At 71.2% G+C, this 16,269-nt stretch carries 15 protein-coding genes, 1 rRNA gene and 1 pseudogene; 11 read left to right on the forward strand and 6 right to left on the reverse strand.

Annotated elements, in window-relative coordinates:
- From rrf to pstB, 9 genes are all read left to right on the forward strand, one after another.
- Positions 1-92: ribosomal RNA gene (gene rrf, locus ACIP82_RS14845) — 5S ribosomal RNA — on the forward strand; the annotation flags it as partial.
- Between the two features lie 75 nt (positions 93-167).
- Entirely contained in the window at positions 168-1,208 is a 1,041-nt protein-coding gene (gene mshD / locus ACIP82_RS14850) for a mycothiol synthase (RefSeq protein WP_400653665.1), read from the forward strand.
- A 278-nt stretch (positions 1,209-1,486) separates the two neighbouring features.
- Positions 1,487-3,664, forward strand: a complete 2,178-nt coding sequence (locus ACIP82_RS14855; protein ID WP_400653764.1) for an RNA degradosome polyphosphate kinase — start codon at positions 1,487-1,489, stop codon at positions 3,662-3,664.
- Between the two features lie 148 nt (positions 3,665-3,812).
- A complete protein-coding gene (locus ACIP82_RS14860; RefSeq protein ID WP_400653666.1) occupies positions 3,813-4,931 on the forward strand; it encodes a CHAD domain-containing protein in 1,119 nt (372 codons plus the stop codon).
- Position 4,932: 1 nt separating this feature from the next.
- A complete protein-coding gene (locus ACIP82_RS14865) occupies positions 4,933-5,511 on the forward strand; it encodes an NUDIX hydrolase (protein WP_400653667.1) in 579 nt (192 codons plus the stop codon).
- Positions 5,512-5,738: 227 nt separating this feature from the next.
- The gene (pstS, locus tag ACIP82_RS14870) at positions 5,739-6,872 is read left to right on the forward strand and encodes a phosphate ABC transporter substrate-binding protein PstS (RefSeq protein ID WP_363612856.1); all 1,134 of its coding nucleotides are present in this window, start codon (positions 5,739-5,741) and stop codon (positions 6,870-6,872) included.
- Positions 6,873-7,018: 146 nt separating this feature from the next.
- Positions 7,019-7,999: a phosphate ABC transporter permease subunit PstC gene (gene pstC / locus ACIP82_RS14875; RefSeq protein WP_363612858.1), complete on the forward strand. Its 981-nt coding sequence runs from the start codon at positions 7,019-7,021 to the stop codon at positions 7,997-7,999.
- Positions 7,996-9,072 carry a phosphate ABC transporter permease PstA gene (gene pstA, locus ACIP82_RS14880; RefSeq protein ID WP_363612860.1) on the forward strand — a complete coding sequence of 359 codons (1,077 nt, stop codon included), beginning with the start codon at positions 7,996-7,998 and terminating at the stop codon, positions 9,070-9,072. Before pstC ends, pstA begins: the two co-directional genes overlap by 4 nt.
- Positions 9,073-9,115: 43 nt before the next feature.
- Positions 9,116-9,892 carry a phosphate ABC transporter ATP-binding protein PstB gene (gene pstB, locus ACIP82_RS14885; RefSeq protein ID WP_363612862.1) on the forward strand — a complete coding sequence of 259 codons (777 nt, stop codon included), beginning with the start codon at positions 9,116-9,118 and terminating at the stop codon, positions 9,890-9,892.
- A 104-nt stretch (positions 9,893-9,996) separates the two neighbouring features.
- Here pstB and ACIP82_RS14890 read toward each other — a convergent pair whose 3' ends face one another.
- Both ACIP82_RS14890 and ACIP82_RS14895 read right to left on the reverse strand, forming a co-directional pair.
- Positions 9,997-10,992, reverse strand: coding sequence for an inorganic phosphate transporter (locus tag ACIP82_RS14890; protein WP_363612864.1), 996 nt, complete (start codon positions 10,990-10,992; stop codon positions 9,997-9,999).
- A 5-nt stretch (positions 10,993-10,997) separates the two neighbouring features.
- Positions 10,998-11,618, reverse strand: coding sequence for a DUF47 family protein (locus tag ACIP82_RS14895; protein WP_363612866.1), 621 nt, complete (start codon positions 11,616-11,618; stop codon positions 10,998-11,000).
- A 351-nt stretch (positions 11,619-11,969) separates the two neighbouring features.
- Between ACIP82_RS14895 and ACIP82_RS14900 the strand changes: the two genes are divergently transcribed.
- Entirely contained in the window at positions 11,970-12,359 is a 390-nt protein-coding gene (locus tag ACIP82_RS14900; protein ID WP_363612868.1) for a metal-sensitive transcriptional regulator, read from the forward strand.
- Between the two features lie 67 nt (positions 12,360-12,426).
- On the opposite strand, the gene ACIP82_RS14905 is transcribed toward ACIP82_RS14900, so the two are convergent.
- Complete coding sequence (locus tag ACIP82_RS14905; protein WP_363612870.1) at positions 12,427-12,624, reverse strand: hypothetical protein; 198 nt, start codon at positions 12,622-12,624, stop codon at positions 12,427-12,429.
- A gap of 188 nt (positions 12,625-12,812) precedes the next feature.
- A complete protein-coding gene (locus ACIP82_RS14910; protein ID WP_363612872.1) occupies positions 12,813-13,706 on the reverse strand; it encodes a hypothetical protein in 894 nt (297 codons plus the stop codon).
- A gap of 163 nt (positions 13,707-13,869) precedes the next feature.
- Here ACIP82_RS14910 and ACIP82_RS14915 point away from each other — a divergent pair, with 163 nt between their 5' ends.
- Positions 13,870-14,061 carry a hypothetical protein gene (locus ACIP82_RS14915; protein ID WP_363612942.1) on the forward strand — a complete coding sequence of 64 codons (192 nt, stop codon included), beginning with the start codon at positions 13,870-13,872 and terminating at the stop codon, positions 14,059-14,061.
- 6 nt (positions 14,062-14,067) lie between these two features.
- On the opposite strand, the gene ACIP82_RS14920 is transcribed toward ACIP82_RS14915, so the two are convergent.
- Positions 14,068-14,778 (reverse strand): phosphatase PAP2 family protein, encoded by a 711-nt coding sequence (locus ACIP82_RS14920; RefSeq protein WP_400653668.1) that lies wholly within the window; start codon positions 14,776-14,778, stop codon positions 14,068-14,070.
- Positions 14,779-15,161: 383 nt separating this feature from the next.
- Positions 15,162-16,136: pseudogene (locus ACIP82_RS14925) on the reverse strand (NlpC/P60 family protein); the annotation flags it as partial.
- Between the last annotated feature and the right edge of the window lie 133 nt (positions 16,137-16,269).

A 16,269-nucleotide genomic window follows, 5' to 3' on the forward strand; every position in this document is an offset into this window, starting at 1 on the left:
CGCCCGGTTACATTCCGAACCCGGAAGCTAAGCCTCACAGCGCCGATGGTACTGCAGGGGGGACCCTGTGGGAGAGTAGGACGCCGCCGAACAATCATTCCAGAGAACCCCCACCCGATTCCGGGTGGGGGTTCTCTGCGTTTACCCCTTGACGTATGGTCAGAGCCATGGACGATCAGGACGCTCGGCAGGAACGGCTCTACAGCGAAAGCGGAACGTCGGCGGCCGGCGAGGGTGTGGTCGTCGCGTACGAGGTGCTGCGACCGGACCGGCGCGACGGCGCGCTCGGCGTCCTGGCGGATGCGCAGTCGGCGGACGGCCGGGCGGCGGTGTCCGAGCAGGGGCGGCTGCGGTTGCGCTCCTCGGAGACGGCTCGGCCGGGGGTGGTCCACCTCGTCCAGCACGCGAGCGGTCCGGACGCCGGCGGCCAGGCCGTCGTCGGATACGGGCAGCTGGAGGTTCCGCAGGGGCAGGGCTCGGACGCCAATCCGTCGGCCGAGCTGGTGGTGGCTCCGGCTGCCCGGGGGAACGGCTTCGGCCGTCACCTGGTGGACGCCGTGCTCGCCGAGGCCCATGGCGCCGGCCGTGACTTCGTCGACTTCTGGGTGCACGGCGGCCATCCGGCGGCCCGCCACCTCGCCGAGCGCTACGGTGCCGAGCTGGTCCGCGAGCTGCGGCAGATGCGCCGGACCGGTCCGCAGACCGAGGCCGTGCCGCTCCCGGACGGCATCGAGCTCCGTACGTTCCGGCCCGGCGAGGACGACGCCGAGTGGCTGCGGCTGAACGCGCTGGCCTTCGCCCACCACCCGGAGCAGGGCGCCTGGACCGGGCAGGACCTCGCCGACCGGCTGGCCGAGCCGTGGTTCGACCCGGCGGGCTTCTTCCTCGCCACCCGGGACGGCAGGGCGGTGGGTTTCCACTGGACCAAGGTGCACCCGGCGACCGCCACCGAGCCGGCCCTCGGCGAGGTGTACGTGGTCGGGGTGGACCCGGCGGAGCAGGGCAGTGGTCTCGGCCGGGCGCTGACCGCGGCCGGTCTGCGTCATCTGACCGGCGGCGGCCCGGCCGAGCGGGGGCTGGAAACCGTACTGCTGTACGTCGACGCGGACAATCCGGTCGCTGTGCGGGTATATGAACGACTGGGGTTCACCGTTCACGAGGTGGACCTGATGTACCGCGCCCAGTACCGCGAGGACAGGACGGCATAGCGGAGGGATGGGCCCGGGGCAACGGTTCGGCACCGTCGGACCGGCCCCGACCGATTCAGCTTTCCTCCTGGCCATGCGGTGTTTACCGTGGATTCAATTGCTGCCGCGAAGATCACAGGATGAAGTCCGTGGTGTCTCGCTCGTGCAGCGTCGGCCGACATCCGCTGGCCGGTCCTGTACGGACCGCGCCGGGCGGGTGGGCGTTGGCGCTGGGCGAGGACGACGGCCCGCAGAGCAACTCGCGTCCGGACGCCGTCCTGCTGGAGGAGCTGGAGCCCATGAGCATCCCCCGCCCTGTCTCTGCACCGCTGCCCCCGCCGGCCCGGATGTCCAGCGCGCTCGCGATACCGCCGGAGCTGCCGGCCGCGGACGAGCAGGACTTCGACGAACTGCCGCAGGGCCGCTTCCTGGACCGCGAGCGCAGTTGGCTGGCCTTCAACGAGCGCGTCCTGGAGCTGGCCGAGGACCCGGAGATCCCGCTGCTGGAGCGGGCCAAGTTCCTCGCGATATTCGCGAGCAACCTGGACGAGTTCTTCATGGTCCGGGTGGCCGGCCTGAAGCGCCGGATCGCCACCGGCGTCGCCCAGCGCAGCGCGTCCGGCCTTCAGCCGCGCGAGGTGCTGGACCTGATCTGGACCCGCTCCCGTGAGCTGATGGCGCGGCACGCCGCCGCCTTCCAGCAGGAGGTCCTGCCGGACCTCGCCGCCGAGGGCATCGAGCTGGTCCGCTGGGCCGAGCTGGCGGAGAAGGAGCAGGCCCGCCTGCACACCCTCTTCCGGCAGAAGATCTTCCCCGTGCTCACCCCGCTGGCGGTGGACCCGGCGCACCCCTTCCCGTACATATCGGGGCTCTCGCTCAACCTCGCGGTCGTCGTGCGCAACCCGGTCTCCGGGCACAAGCACTTCGCCCGGGTGAAGGTGCCGCAGTCCCTCGCCCGCTTCCTGGAGGCCTCCCCGCAGCGGTACGTCCCGCTGGAGGACGTCATGGGGGCGCACCTGGAGGAGCTCTTCCCCGGCATGGAGGTGCTCGCGCACCACGCCTTCCGGGTGACCCGCAACGAGGACCTCGAGGTCGAGGAGGACGACACCGAGAACATCCTCAAGGCCCTGGAGAAGGAGCTGATGCGGCGGCGCTTCGGCCCGCCGGTGCGGCTGGAGGTCGAGGAGTCGATCGACCCCTACATCCTGGACCTGCTGGTGCGGGAGCTGAACATCACCGAGGCCGAGGTCTTCCCGCTGCCCGGCCCGCTCGACCTGACCGGCCTGTTCGGCATCGCCGACCTGGACCGGCCCGAGCTGAAGTACCCGAAGTTCGTGGCGGGCACCGCCCGTGGCCTGACCGACGTGGAGTCGGCCTCCCAGCCGGACATCTTCGCCGCGATGCGCGAGCGGGACGTGCTGCTGCACCACCCGTACGACAGCTTCTCCACCTCGGTGCAGGCGTTCCTGGAGCAGGCGGCCGGCGACCCGGACGTCCTGGCGATCAAGCAGACGCTGTACCGGACCTCCGGTGACTCGCCGATCGTGGACGCGCTGATCGACGCGGCGGAGTCCGGCAAGCAGGTCCTCGTGCTGGTCGAGATCAAGGCGCGCTTCGACGAGCAGGCCAACATCAAGTGGGCCCGCAAGCTGGAGGAGGCCGGCTGCCACGTCGTCTACGGCCTGGTCGGGCTGAAGACGCACTGCAAGCTGTCGCTGGTGGTCCGCCAGGAGGGCGACACCCTGCGCCGCTACTCGCACGTGGGCACCGGCAACTACCACCCGAAGACGGCCCGGCTGTACGAGGACATCGGGCTGCTGACCTCGGACCCGCAGGTCGGCGCGGACCTCTCGGACCTCTTCAACCGGCTCTCCGGCTACTCGCGCCGCGAGTCGTACCGGCGGCTGCTGACGGCGCCGCGCGGCCTGCGCGACGGGCTGGTCGCGCGGATCCACAACGAGATCGCCCACCACCGGGACGGCCGCCCGGCGTACGTGAAGCTCAAGGTCAACTCGATCGTCGACGAGGCCGTGATCGACGCGCTGTACCGGGCCTCGCAGGCCGGAGTGCCGGTGGACGTCTGGGTGCGCGGGATCTGCGCGATCCGCCCGGGGGTGCCGGGGCTGAGCGAGAACATCCGGGTGCGCAGCATCCTGGGCCGCTTCCTGGAGCACTCGCGGATCTTCGTGTTCGGCAACAGCGGCGATCCGGAGGTGTGGATCGGCAGCGCCGACATGATGCACCGCAATCTGGACCGCCGGATCGAGGCCCTGCTGCGGATCACCGATCCGGCGCACCGGGCCGAGCTGTCCGGGCTGATCGACCTCGGGGTGTCGGACGAGACGGAGTCCTGGCACCTCGGGCCGGACGGCACCTGGACCAGACGCTCCCAGGCCGCCGACGGGAAGCCGCTGCGGCACGTCCAGGACCTGCTGATCGACTCCCGCCAGCGCCGCCGGGCCGCTGCCGCCCGCTGACCGCGGGTCCCCGCCCACGACCCGACGACGCGATGACCCACTGACGCGACGACCCACTGACGCGAGCCGCTGAGCGGTCGGGACCCGCCGCAGCGGTCGGCCACCAGCCCCGGGGGACGGCCCCGGGGGAACGGGGATCTACCTAGTCATGACCGATGCGCCGATGACGGCCCAGGCGGCCTCCACCGCGACCGCCGGGGACATCCTCTCCAGCCATCTCACCGCCCAGGCCGGCGCGTTCCTGCGCGCGCTGCCGCTCGCGGTGGGCGAGGTCGGCGCCAGACCGGGGGCGGTCGCCGTCCCGTCCGCCGGTACGGCCGACCTGCTGCGGGCGGTGCGGCGGATCGGGGGGCTGCTGCACACCTTCGGCGGGAGCTTCGAGCAGGCCTGGGCGCACGAGTCGCGCACCGAGCTGCGCTGGCTGCTCAATCTGCTGGCGCTGGAACCGGGGTACGTCCGCCGCTCGGCCCGGCTGCTGGGCGCGCTGGACTCACTGAACGGGACGGAGCCGGACGGGCCCGGGATGCTCGCCGGACACGCCGGGGCGCCGAAGGCCCGGGCGCTGCTGGACCGCCAGCTGACCCTGGCCCGGACCAGGGCGCACTCGACGGTGCTGCAGGAGCTGCGGTCGGCCCGGCTGCACGCGCTGGCGGACCGGATGACGCTGCTGGTCGGCGAGGCCCCGCTGCTGGAGTCGGCGGGCGGCCGGGCGGGGACGGTGCTGCTGCCGCAGGCCGCGGCCGCGTTCACGGCGCTGACGGTCGGCGCCCAGCAGCTGCCGCTGCGGCGGGCCGCGAGGCCGTACGGCGGGGACGGACTGCGCCGGCTCGGCACGGTGCAGCCCGCGCTCCCCGGCGCAGGACCGGAAGCGCCGGCGGTCAGGGGCGCGGTCGACGCGGACGCGGCGCTGGCGGCGGACGACGCGCCGTGGCTCCGGGTGCGGATCCTGGTGAAACGGGCCCGGTACGCGCTGGAGGTGTGCGGTCGGCCGTCCGTCGAGCTGGACGAGCTGGACGAGGTGCTCGGCCGGCACCAGGAGGCGGCGGACGCGGCGGTCACCGCGGCCACCGCGGCGCGGACACCGCGGATCACCCCGGCGACCGCCTATGTGCTCGGCGTGGTGCATGCTGATCAGCGACTGGAGGTGGAGGCGGCGCGGTACGCCTTCGGCCGCCGGTGGCCCGAGCTCCCACCCGGCCCGGACGGCTGGCTGGAGATCCCCCCTGCCGAGGGCTGGGGGCAGACCCCCGCACCACGGACGGCCTGAATTGCGCAACCGCCTGAGCACCGAGCAGGCCGACGGCCCCGGCACGGGCGGAACCCGTACGAGCGCCCCCGCCGGGCGCGGCCCGGGCGCGAACGGGTCCGGTGCCGCGCGGGGGAGGGTCGTCCTGGCGGCGGGCGCGGTGCTGTGGCTGCCGGGCCGGCCGAAGAAGAGCGGCCGGCTCGGGCGGCCGCGGATCGCGGTGATCCACCGGCCCAAGTACGACGACTGGAGCCTGCCGAAGGGGAAGCTCGACCCCGGTGAGGGGGTGGTCGAGGCGGCGCTGCGCGAGGTGCGGGAGGAGACCGGGTTCGACTGCCTGCTGGGGCCGGAGCTGCCGGCCCAGCACTATCTGGCGCAGGGCCGGCCCAAGGAGGTCCGGTACTGGGCGGCGGTACCGTCCGCCGGGGCGTTCCGCCCGAACCGCGAGGTGGACCGGCTGGAGTGGCTGCCGGCGGGCAAGGCACGTACCCGGCTGACCCACGAGCGCGACCGGTTGCTGGTCGACGCGCTGTTGGAGATCCTGACGGAGAAGCCGGTGCGGGCGGCCGACCCGGGCGCGGTGAAGGAACGGTGGAAGTGATCTCTCCGCGCCCTTGCCGTGACGCAACCGTTACTACCTGACGTAGTTTCCTGTCATCCGTTCGAGGTTCACTCCCCGTTCACTTCTGACCGGCTGTCGTGTCACCTACCCGGCCTAACTTCGGGTTTACCGGAGGGCCGAACGGGCCCCGGACCACAGCAAAACCCGCGCTCCCCCGTCCTCGGACGGCCCGCGCGACGGGCAATGCCACAGAAAGGGACACCCCAGTGAAGCTCCAGCGGAACGGCCGCTCCAAGGCCCTCGCCATCGGTGCCATGGCGCTCGTCAGCTCGCTGTCGCTCGCCGCCTGCGGCTCGGACAACAACAACGACACCAAGGCGTCCGGTGGCTCCAGCGGCGCCTCGTCGGCTGCGGCGATCAACTGTGGCAAGCCGGGTGCGCTGCTCGCCTCGGGCTCCACCGCCCAGGGCAACGCGATGGACGTCTGGAAGACCAACTTCGGCGCCGCCTGCTCCGGCACCACCATCAACTACGGCGGCGGCGGCTCGGGCACGGGTGTCCAGCAGTTCACCCAGGGCAAGGTCCAGTTCGCCGGTTCGGACTCGGCCCTGAAGCCGGCCGAGGTCGACGCCACCAAGGCGGTCTGCACTGGTGGCCAGGGCATCGACCTGCCGCTGGTCGGTGGCCTGATCTCGCTCGTCTACAACATCGATGGCGTCGACAACCTGGTCCTGGACGGCCCGACCGCCGCCAAGATCTTCGACTCGCAGATCACCAAGTGGAACGACCCGGCGATCGTCGCCCTGAACCCGGGCGCCAAGCTGCCGGACGCCGACATCCAGGCCTTCCACCGCGCGGACGACTCCGGCACCACGGAGAACCTGACCAAGTACTTCGCCAAGACCTCCGGTGGCGCCTGGTCGTACCCGCCCGCCAAGGCCTGGGCGGGCAAGGGCGGCCAGTCGGCCAAGGAGTCCGCCGGTGTCTCGGCGCAGGTGAAGCAGGTCAAGAACTCGATCAGCTACGCCGAGCTCTCCTACGCGCAGACCAACAACCTGAAGAGCGCCTCCATCGCCACCGGCGCCTCCAAGCCGGTCGAGGCCACCGCCGCCAACGCCGCCAACACCTTCGCCAAGGCGAAGGTCGCCGGAACCGGCAGCGACCTGGCGCTGACCCTCGACTACGCGACCAAGGACGAGGGCTCGTACCCGCTGGTCCTGGTCACCTACGAGATCGTCTGCGACAAGGGCAACAAGGCCGACACCCTCGACACCGTCAAGGCCTTCCTGACCTACGCCGCCAGCGACGCGGGCCAGAAGGCCATCGGCGACACGGGCTACGTGCCGCTCCCCAAGGAGCTGACGGACAAGGTCAACGCCGTCATCCCGACGCTGGCCTGATCCAGTAGGACCTCCCGGTGGGGCGGCCCCGTGAACGAGGGGGGCCGGGGCCGCCCACCGGGAAGCACTGACGAAGAAGCACGTCCGGGGCACCGCCGCCAGGGTGCCGCCCCCTCGGGGCAGCACCACCAGACCGGAGTAGACCAATGACTTCATCCTCCCCTGCCGCCCCGCGAGGCAGGGAACGCCGCAAGCGTGACAGCCGGGTCGGCGACAAGATCTTCATGAACGCCGCTCGTGGGTCGGGCATCCTGCTGCTGGTCATCATGGCCGCCATCGCGGGCTTCCTGGCCTGGCGCTCGGGCATCGCCCTGAGCAAGAACGAGGGCAACTTCCTCACCACCTTCGAGTGGACGCCGGACGCCCCGAAGCCCGTCTTCGGCATCGCCGTCCTCGCGTTCGGCACCATCGTCAGCGCGGTCATCGCCATGGCGATCGCCGTTCCGGTGGCCATCGGGATCGCGCTGTTCATCTCGCACTACGCGCCGCGCCGGATCGCCCAGCCGTTCGCCTACCTGGTGGACCTGCTCGCCGCCGTCCCCAGCATCGTGTACGGCCTCTGGGGCACGCTGTTCCTGGTGCCGCACCTGGACGGGCTGACCAGCTGGCTGAACGACTACCTCGGCTGGACGTACATCTTCGACCAGTCCAGGGCCGGCACCACCCCGCGCAACCTGTTCACCGTCGGCATCCTGCTGGCCATCATGATTCTTCCGATCATCACTGCGGTCAGCCGCGAGGTCTTCCGGCAGGTGCCGCGGATGCACGAGGAGGCGGCGCTCGCGCTCGGCGCGACCCGCTGGGAGATGATCCGCACCGCGGTGCTGCCGTTCGGCCGCCCCGGCATCATCTCGGCCTCGATGCTCGGCCTCGGCCGCGCGCTCGGCGAGACCATCGCGGTGGCGATCGTGCTCTCGTCCAACAGCGTGCTGTCGCTGCACCTGCTCGACCCGGGCGGCGGCACCTTCGCCCAGAACATCGCGCTGAAGTTCAACGAGGCCGGCGATACCGGCCGCGACGCGCTGATGGCCTCCGGCCTTGTCCTGTTCGTCATCACCCTGCTGGTGAACGGTGCCGCGCGGCTGATCGTCGCCCGCCGCAAGGAGTACTCGGGGGCCAACGCATGAGTGCCGCGACCACGTCCGTCCCGGCGGACACCCGGCCGGTCAGCCGGCCGCTGACCGCCAACCGGCTGCCCAAGTGGACCCCGGCCGCCGTCGCCGGCGGCTCCATCGCGCTCGGCTGCGCGATCGGCGCGCTCGGCGGCCTGGCCAGCCACCTGCAGTGGGGCCTGATCTCGGCCACGCTGTTCCTGCTGATCAGCTACGGGCTCTCGGCCCGGATCGAGGGCCGCCGCCAGGCCAAGGACCGGTTCGCCACCTCGGTGATCTGGGTCGCCTTCATCCTGGCTGTCGTCCCGCTCGTCGCCCTGACCGTCTACACGGTCCAGCAGGGCGTCGGCGTGGTGAACGGCAACTTCCTGAGCCACTCGATGAAGGGCGTCCGCTCCGCCGGCGCCGGCGGTGGTATCTACCACGCGCTGATCGGCACGCTGGAGCAGGTCGGCCTGGCCACCGCGATGGCCGCCCCGGTGGGTCTGCTGACCGCCGTCTACCTGGTCGAGTACGGCCGCGGCAGGCTCGCCAAGGTGGTCACCTTCTTCGTCGACGTCATGACGGGCATCCCGTCGATCGTCGCCGGTCTGTTCATCCTCTCGCTCTGGAACCTCGCCCTCGGCTTCAACTACTCGGGCTTCTCGGGCAGCCTCGCGCTGGCGATCCTGATGATGCCGGTCGTGGTCCGCTCCACCGAGGAGATGCTCAAGCTCGTCCCGAACGAGCTGCGCGAGGCCTCGTACGCGCTCGGCGTGCCGAAGTGGAAGACCATCCTGCGGATCGTCCTCCCCACCGCGATCGGCGGCATCACCACCGGCGTGATGCTCTCGGTCGCCCGCATCACGGGCGAGACCGCCCCGGTGATGATGCTGGTCTTCGGCGCCGACTACATCAACAGCAACCCGTTCGACGGACCGCAGCAGTCCCTGCCGATGTACATCTGGCAGCAGTACTCGATGGTCAACAACGACTTCGGCTACGCCCGCGCCTGGGGCGCCGCGCTGGTGCTGATCGCCTTCGTGATGGGGCTCAACCTCATCGCCCGGGGCATCGCACGCTGGCGCTCGCCCAAGGGCGGACACTGAGCGACCGACTGACGTACGAAGACAGACGAGAGAAGCAACGATCATGGCCAAGCGCATCGACGTCAGCGGACTGTCCGCCTACTACGGCACCACCAAGGCCATCGAGGACATCTCGATGAGCATCGAGCCCCGCTCGGTGACGGCCTTCATCGGCCCCTCCGGCTGCGGCAAGTCGACCTTCCTGCGCACCCTCAACCGGATGCACGAGGTGATCCCCGGCGCCCGCGTCGAGGGCAAGGTGCTCCTGGACGACGAGAACCTGTACGGCGCCAGCGTCGACCCGGTAGCCGTCCGCCGTTCGGTCGGGATGGTCTTCCAGCGCCCGAACCCGTTCCCGACCATGTCGATCTACGACAACGTGGTCGCCGGGCTGAAGCTCGCGGGTGTGCGCAAGAAGTCCACCCTGGACGGCGTGGTGGAGAAGTCCCTCAAGGGCGCCAACCTGTGGAACGAGGTCAAGGACCGGCTGAACAAGCCGGGCGCCGGCCTCTCCGGCGGCCAGCAGCAGCGCCTCTGCATCGCCCGCGCCATCGCGGTCGAGCCGCAGGTCCTGCTGATGGACGAGCCCTGCTCCGCGCTCGACCCGATCTCCACCCTCGCCATCGAGGACCTGATCGGCGAGCTGAAGTCGGAGTTCACCATCGTCATCGTGACCCACAACATGCAGCAGGCGGCCCGCGTCAGCGACCGCACCGCCTTCTTCAACCTGGCCGGCGTCGGCCAGCCGGGCAAGCTGGTCGAGCTGGACGACACCCAGCGGATCTTCTCCAACCCGTCGGCCCAGGCGACCGAGGACTACATCTCCGGCCGCTTCGGCTAGGAGCAGCGACTGCTTCGCGGTGCTGCATGGCGGTGCCGCCGCGAAGTACGGGACAGGGCCCGCCCCCGAGATGTGGGGGCGGGCCCTGTCGGTTCTGCGGGGCGTCAGCCCCAGAACAGGTGGACGAACCAGTACATCAGCGCCGCGACGACGGCGGCCGCCGGCATCGTGATGAACCAGCCGAGCACGATGTTCTTCGCCACGCCCCAGCGCACCGCGCGGATCCGCTTGGTGGCCCCCGCGCCCATGATCGCCGAGGTGATCACGTGCGTGGTGGAGATCGGCGCCTTGAAGACGAACGAGGTGACGTACATGACGGTCGCGGCGGTGGCCTCGGCCGCGAAGCCCTGCGGCGGGTCCAGCTCGATGATCTTGCGGCCGAGGGTCCGCATGATCCGCCAGCCACCCGCGTAGGTGCCCAGCGAGAGCATGGTGGCGCAGGAGATCTTGACCCAGACCGGGATGCCGTCGGAGTCGTGGTGGCCCGAGATGGTGAGGGCCATCACCACGATGCCCATGGTCTTCTGGGCGTCCTGGAGGCCGTGCGCGAGGGCCATGGCGGCGGCCGACGCGGTCTGGGCGACCCGGAAGTTGCGCTTGGCCTTGTGCGGGTTGGCCCGCCGGAAGATCCAGAGGATCGCCAGCATCACCAGGAAGCCGCCGATCAGGCCGACGATCGGGGAGACGATCATCGGGATGACGATCTTCTCCAGGACGCCGTTCCAGATCACCTCGGTCCCGCCGGCCATCGCCGCGCCCACCATGCCGCCGAACAGCGCGTGCGAGGAGGAGGAGGGGAGACCGAAGTACCAGGTGACGAGGTTCCAGGCGATCGCGCCGACCAGGGCGGCGAACAGGATCGCCATCCCCTGGTTGCCGACCGGGGTCGCGATGATGCCCTGCGAGACGGTGTGCGCCACGCCGCTGCCGAGGAAGGCGCCGGCCAGGTTCATCACGGCGGCCATCGCGAGCGCGGCCCGCGGGGTCAGCGCCCGGGTGGAGACCGACGTGGCGATGGCGTTCGCCGAGTCGTGGAAGCCGTTGGTGTAGGTGAAGAAGAACGCAACGCCGATGACGGCGATGAGTGCTGCCGTGTCCACGAGGGTCAGGACTCCTTGACGGCGATGGTCTCCACCGTGTTGGCGACGTGCTCGAACGCGTCCGCCGCCTCCTCAAGGACGTCCACGACCTGCTTCAGCTTGAGCACCTCGATGGCGTCGTACTGACCGGAGAAGAGGTGGGCGAGCAGCTTGCGGTGGATCTGGTCGGCCTGGTTCTCGAGCCGGTTGACCTCGATCCAGTACTCGGTCAGGTTGGACATGCTGCGCAGGTTCGGCATCGCCTCGGCGGTGAGCTCGGCGGCGCGGGCCAGGACCTCGATCTGCTGCTCGATGCCCTTGGGGAGGGTCTGGATGTCGTACAGCACGACCAGGTCGACGGCCTCCTCCATGAAGTCCATGATGTCGTCCAGCGACGAGGCGAGGCTGTAGATGTCCTCGCGGTCGAAGGGCGTGATGAAGGACGAGTTCAGCTGGTGGAAGACCGCATGGGTGGTGTCGTCCCCGGCGTGTTCGGCGGCGCGCATGCGCTCGACGATCTCCGCACGAGCCGACACGTCTGCTCCCAGCAGTTCCAGCAGAAGCTTTGATCCGACGACGAGGTTCTCCGCTGCGGCGGCGAACATGTCGTAGAAGCTCGTCTCCTTCGGGGTCAGGCTAAAACGCACGGAAATCTCCGATGTGCGGGGTAGGGACTGAACGATGCTAGGTGCAACCAGGCGCAATTGCGCAAACGGGGTGGTGGTGGGGGAGGCGGAACCTCCCCTTCCGTTTGGCTGCCGCACCAGTGGAACCGGCCCGCACAGCCATGTGCGGACGTGAGCCCCCAGTCTGACGGAACCTCGCCCGGATTGCCCCCGTCGTGCGCGCGGAAGAACCGGGGCGCCGCCCGTACGGGGGAACCGTCCGGCCTGCCGCTCCGGGCCCGTCGGGCCCGCCGGAGGAACACCGTGACCGGCCCGGGTGTTGGACACTGGAGGCCGACGCAGCCACCCAGGCACTCAGGAGAAGGCGGGCCGATGACCACGACGCAAGCGCGAACCGAGCCGGACCACGCGCACGGGAGCGAGCCGCCGGCCGACCACACCGCCGAGGCCGCGGCCCCCGCGGCGGCCGGTCACCACGGGCCGCACGGGTACAGCGCGCAGAAGGACGCCCACCTCAAGCGGCTGCGCCGGATCGAGGGCCAGATCCGCGGTCTGCAGCGCATGGTCGACGAGGACGTCTACTGCATCGACGTGCTCACCCAGGTCTCGGCCGGCACCAAGGCGCTGCAGTCCTTCGCGCTCTCGCTGCTGGAGGAGCACCTGCGGCACTGCGTCGCCGCGGCCGCCGAGGAGGGCGGGGCGGAGCTGGACGCCAAGGTGGCGGAGGCCACCGCCGCGATCGCCCGGCTGCTGCGCAGCTGACACCGGGCCGAGCGCCGGTCGCTCCGGCCGTCCCGTTGCGGTCGGCCCTGGCCGTTTTCAGCCGTCTCTAGTCGTCCCGCTCGGCCGGGGGCCCGGCGGCCGAACCGCCGTCGGGCCGGTCGAGCAGCACCTCGTCGATCCGCTCGGTCGGCAGCCGCTCGCCGGCGCTGGCCGTCGCGGCGATCATCAGCTCGCCGGCCAGCTCGATCTCGTCGAGGGCCGCGTCGTCGTGGCCGCCGCTGCGGCCGCCCGTGGACGACACCACCTGCACCACCCCTTCAGCGCCTCGCCAGCCCGGGCGGCAGCCACCCGACATCCAGCCTAGGCACTTCGGAGCCCGTCCACATGGCACGGACGGGCCATCTCGGCGCCGCCGAAACGGGTGGGCGCCAGGCGCCGGACACCCACCCGGTCCGGCGGCGCCCCTCCCCGAGCCCTCCTCGCCCCCGGCCGCTACTTCGGGCTCTCCGTGGGCTTCGTCGCGAAGATGTCCGCGGTGGGCGGCTCGGCCGCCTCCACCGGCTTGCCGAAGTCCGTCAGGGAGGTCGTCGAGGTCACCTTCACCTGGTCCTTCGCCTCCTTGGAACCCGCGACCCCGGCGAAGGTGAACACCTCGACCACCTTGTGCAGCCGGCCCTGGTCGTCCAGCCAGGCGTCGTACGGGACGTCCCGGACGGTGAAGGTCTGGGCCGCCATCCGCAGGCCGTCCCCGCCCCGGCCACCGGTCGCGTCGGCCGCCTTCGACAGGTCGAGAACGCCGCGGTAGTGCTTGAGCGCCACCCCGCCGACCGTCTCGGTACCGACCAGGTCCGCCTTCTGCGCCCCGCGCAGCGCGCCCGCGGCGGAGGCCGGGTCGGTGGCACCGCTGCTGACGAGGTTGCCGTCGGGCAGCTGGCGCACGTCCAGCTTGACCCACTTGCCCTCGGGCACCTTGGCCCCGCTGTTCTGCAGATAGACGGTGCCGGGCAGGACCACCTCGACGATCTTCCCGGTGGTCGCCGCGCCCGGCGGCACCGCCACCTCCAGCCGGCCGATCCGCTTCACGTAGTCGTAGCCGCCGGTGCCGGTGAAGACGGCCTTCTTCTCGGCCGACTCCGTCACCAGCTCGGTGGCGGTGTGCGCGGAGCCCGTCCGGCCGGTGATGTCGGCGGCGCTGCGGACGGCCGTCACCGGGTCGCCGGAAAGCTGGTCGGGGGTGCTCGACCGCTGGTCGGACGAGCCGCCGGGGCCGTCCGAGCAGCCGGCCAGCCCGGTCAGGGCGGCGGCGAGCACGGCGGCCCCGGCCGCCGCGCGCAGGTGCGGCAGCGGACGGCGCCGCTGCCGGCCGCTGCGCTGCTGGTCGGTCATCTTCATCCTCGCGACAACCCCCTTGGGCCCGACTGCCCCGCCGACCACCACCAGGTGGGCAGAGCTCTTTCCGGGCAAACGAGTTGAGGCGCGCCGGGTTACGCGAAACCCGGCGCGCCGGAGGCATCGCGCGCCGGGGCCCCCGGGCGTTACCGTGAACCACGTGCACAGTGAGCTGCCGGCGGCCCCCGGCACCACCCGGATGCCCGAGCACCGCGTCGAGATCGACGAGCGCGGTTCCTTCTCCTTCGCGACCTGCGCCTGTGGCTGGTTCTCCCCGGCCCGCCGGTCCCGCGACCTCAGCCGGCGGGAGGCCGCCGACCACCTCACCGAGCACGGCGGGGAGTCCCCGTAGCGGCCGCTAGGCCGCCAGATCGGACTCCGGCGGCTGCTCGTCGGCCCGGAGGGTGCCGCGCTCGCCGCCGCGCCGCCGGCCGCGCGGACGCGGGCCGCTCCGGGGCGCCCTGATCAGCGGGGCGACGACGGTCCGGCTCAGCGCGTGGCAGAGCGGGACCAGCACGGCCATCGCGATCGGCGCCAGCAGCAGGACGACCGCGGTGGCGAGCGCGAACCCGCCGATCACGTCGGTGGGGTAGTGGACGCCCATGAACATCCGGCAGAAGCCCTGCAGCAGGGCGAGGCCGCCGGCGATCCAGCCCAGTCGCCGGTTCACCAGGAACAGCGCCACCGCGATGCCCATCGACATCGTCGAGTGGTCGCTGACGAAGGAGTGCGTGCCCGCCTTGCCGTCCACCAGCACGTCCAGGCCGGTGTGATCGACGAAGGGGCGCGGGCGGTTCACGATGGCGGCGATCGGCAGGTTGGCCAGCTCGGCGATGGCGACCGAGAGCGGTGCCCAGAGCAGCCCGGCGACCGCCACCGGGGCGTCCGGACGGCGTCTGGCCTGCAGCCAGCCGACCAGGCCCAGCAGGGCCAGGCCGAGCAGGATGCCGTACTCGCCGATCCACGAGACCAGGTGGTCCAGCCACTCCGGAGAGCGTTTGGCCAGGCCGTTGACGGCGTAGAGCAGACCGAGGTCGGGGTTGGTCGTGTCGGCAAGCGGCGTCGACACGCCGCACCTCCTTCTGGTCCGCTGCACCTGTTCGTTCCGGCCGAGGTCCGCCCGGCCCAGGGGGCTGACGGTGGACCATCGGACACAACGTCATAACCGGGGCGCGGCGTTCCACGGAAACGCGCTGTTATCGAAAATTGACTCAGCGTCCACAGTGCGCTCACACCGTGCGGCCCGGGGGTTCAGCTTTTCACGGCGGGTTGACCCGGACCTGTCGGACCGGGACCTGCGGGGTCGGGGCCGGCCGGCCCCGCGGGTGCGGCCGCGGCGGCCTGGCCGGCCGACGGGTTGGCCAGTGGGCTGCCGGTGCCGCTCGGAGGTGTGGCCGGATCCTGGGTGGCCGCGCCCGGACCGCCCTTGCCGGTGATGGTGCCGTCCGCGTTGCGCACGGGCAGGGCCTCGGCGCCGTCCGAGGTGATCCGGGTGGCGCCGATGTACTCCCTGGTGTCGATCTTGTCGTAGCGGATCACCGCGCCGGTGTGCGGCGCGTTGATCATGTACCCGCCGCCCACGTAGATGCCGACGTGGTGGATGCTGCGCGGGTCGTTCAGATCCGTCGCCCAGAAGACCAGGTCACCCGGGCGCAGTTGGTCGCGCGAGGGGTGCGGCCCGGCGTACCACTGGTCGTTGGCGACCCGGGGGAGCGTGATGCCCACACTGGCGAACGCGGCCCAGGTGAGCCCGGAGCAGTCGAACCGCCCGTTCTGCGACGGCAGGCCCTCGCCGCCCCACAGGTACGGCGTGCCGAGCTTGCCCTGGGCGAAGTAGATCGCGCCGGCCGACTGCTGGACCACCTCCACCGGCGCGGTGGGCGCGGTGAAGCTGCGGGCCAGCGCCTTGATGCTCCGCACGTACCCCTGGGTCTCCCGGTACGGCGGCACGCCGTCGTACTTCTCCACCGCGTACGGGCCCGCGTTGTAGGCGGCGAGCATGTTGTCCTGCCGGTCGCCCGGCACCTTCGCCACGTCACGGGCGAGCGCGCAGTCGTACGTCGCCGCCGAGGCGATCGCGTCCGCGGGGTCCCAGATGTCCTTCTTGCCGTCGCCGTTCGCGTCGGTGCCGTAGATCGCCCAGGTGCTCTCCAGGAACTGCGCCATTCCGTACGCCTTCGCGGGCGATCGGGCGCCCGGGTCGAAACCGCTTTCCTGGTACAGCTGTGCCGCGAGCATCGGCGGGGAGATCTCCGGGCAGAGCGTTCCCCACTGCTGGATCAGCCCCTGGTAGGCGGCCGGCACGGTTCCCGCCGAGAGGTTGGCGCGATTGGCGGACGGTTGCGGTGTCCCACTTGCCGCATACGTCCCGACGGTCACCAGACCGACGAAGCCGAATGCGACAACTCCCGCTGCTGCGGCGGCCATCCCGGCCTTGCGGAGTACCATCAGCACCATCCCGACGAATCGTCAGTCGAAGTGTCCCGGAAGGCGTTGCTCACCGCAATCATCAGAGATACAAAGAGTGAGCGCTATCCTTCGTACGGTGGACATCCTCGCG

It is taken from the genome of Kitasatospora sp. NPDC088548, assembly GCF_044753005.1.
In the GTDB taxonomy this organism is placed as follows: domain Bacteria; phylum Actinomycetota; class Actinomycetes; order Streptomycetales; family Streptomycetaceae; genus Kitasatospora.

Bases quoted from the DNA above. Each gene is read 5' to 3' on its own strand.
- mshD (WP_400653665.1), top strand. From the start codon at position 168: ATGGACGATCAGGACGCTCGGCAGGAACGGCTCTACAGCGAAAGCGGA.
- ACIP82_RS14855 (WP_400653764.1), top strand. From the start codon at position 1,487: ATGAGCATCCCCCGCCCTGTCTCTGCACCGCTGCCCCCGCCGGCCCGG.
- ACIP82_RS14860 (WP_400653666.1), top strand. From the start codon at position 3,813: ATGACCGATGCGCCGATGACGGCCCAGGCGGCCTCCACCGCGACCGCC.
- pstC (WP_363612858.1), top strand. From the start codon at position 7,019: ATGACTTCATCCTCCCCTGCCGCCCCGCGAGGCAGGGAACGCCGCAAG.
- pstA (WP_363612860.1), top strand. From the start codon at position 7,996: ATGAGTGCCGCGACCACGTCCGTCCCGGCGGACACCCGGCCGGTCAGC.
- pstB (WP_363612862.1), top strand. From the start codon at position 9,116: ATGGCCAAGCGCATCGACGTCAGCGGACTGTCCGCCTACTACGGCACC.
- ACIP82_RS14900 (WP_363612868.1), top strand. From the start codon at position 11,970: ATGACCACGACGCAAGCGCGAACCGAGCCGGACCACGCGCACGGGAGC.
- ACIP82_RS14910 (WP_363612872.1), bottom strand. From the start codon at position 13,706: ATGACCGACCAGCAGCGCAGCGGCCGGCAGCGGCGCCGTCCGCTGCCG.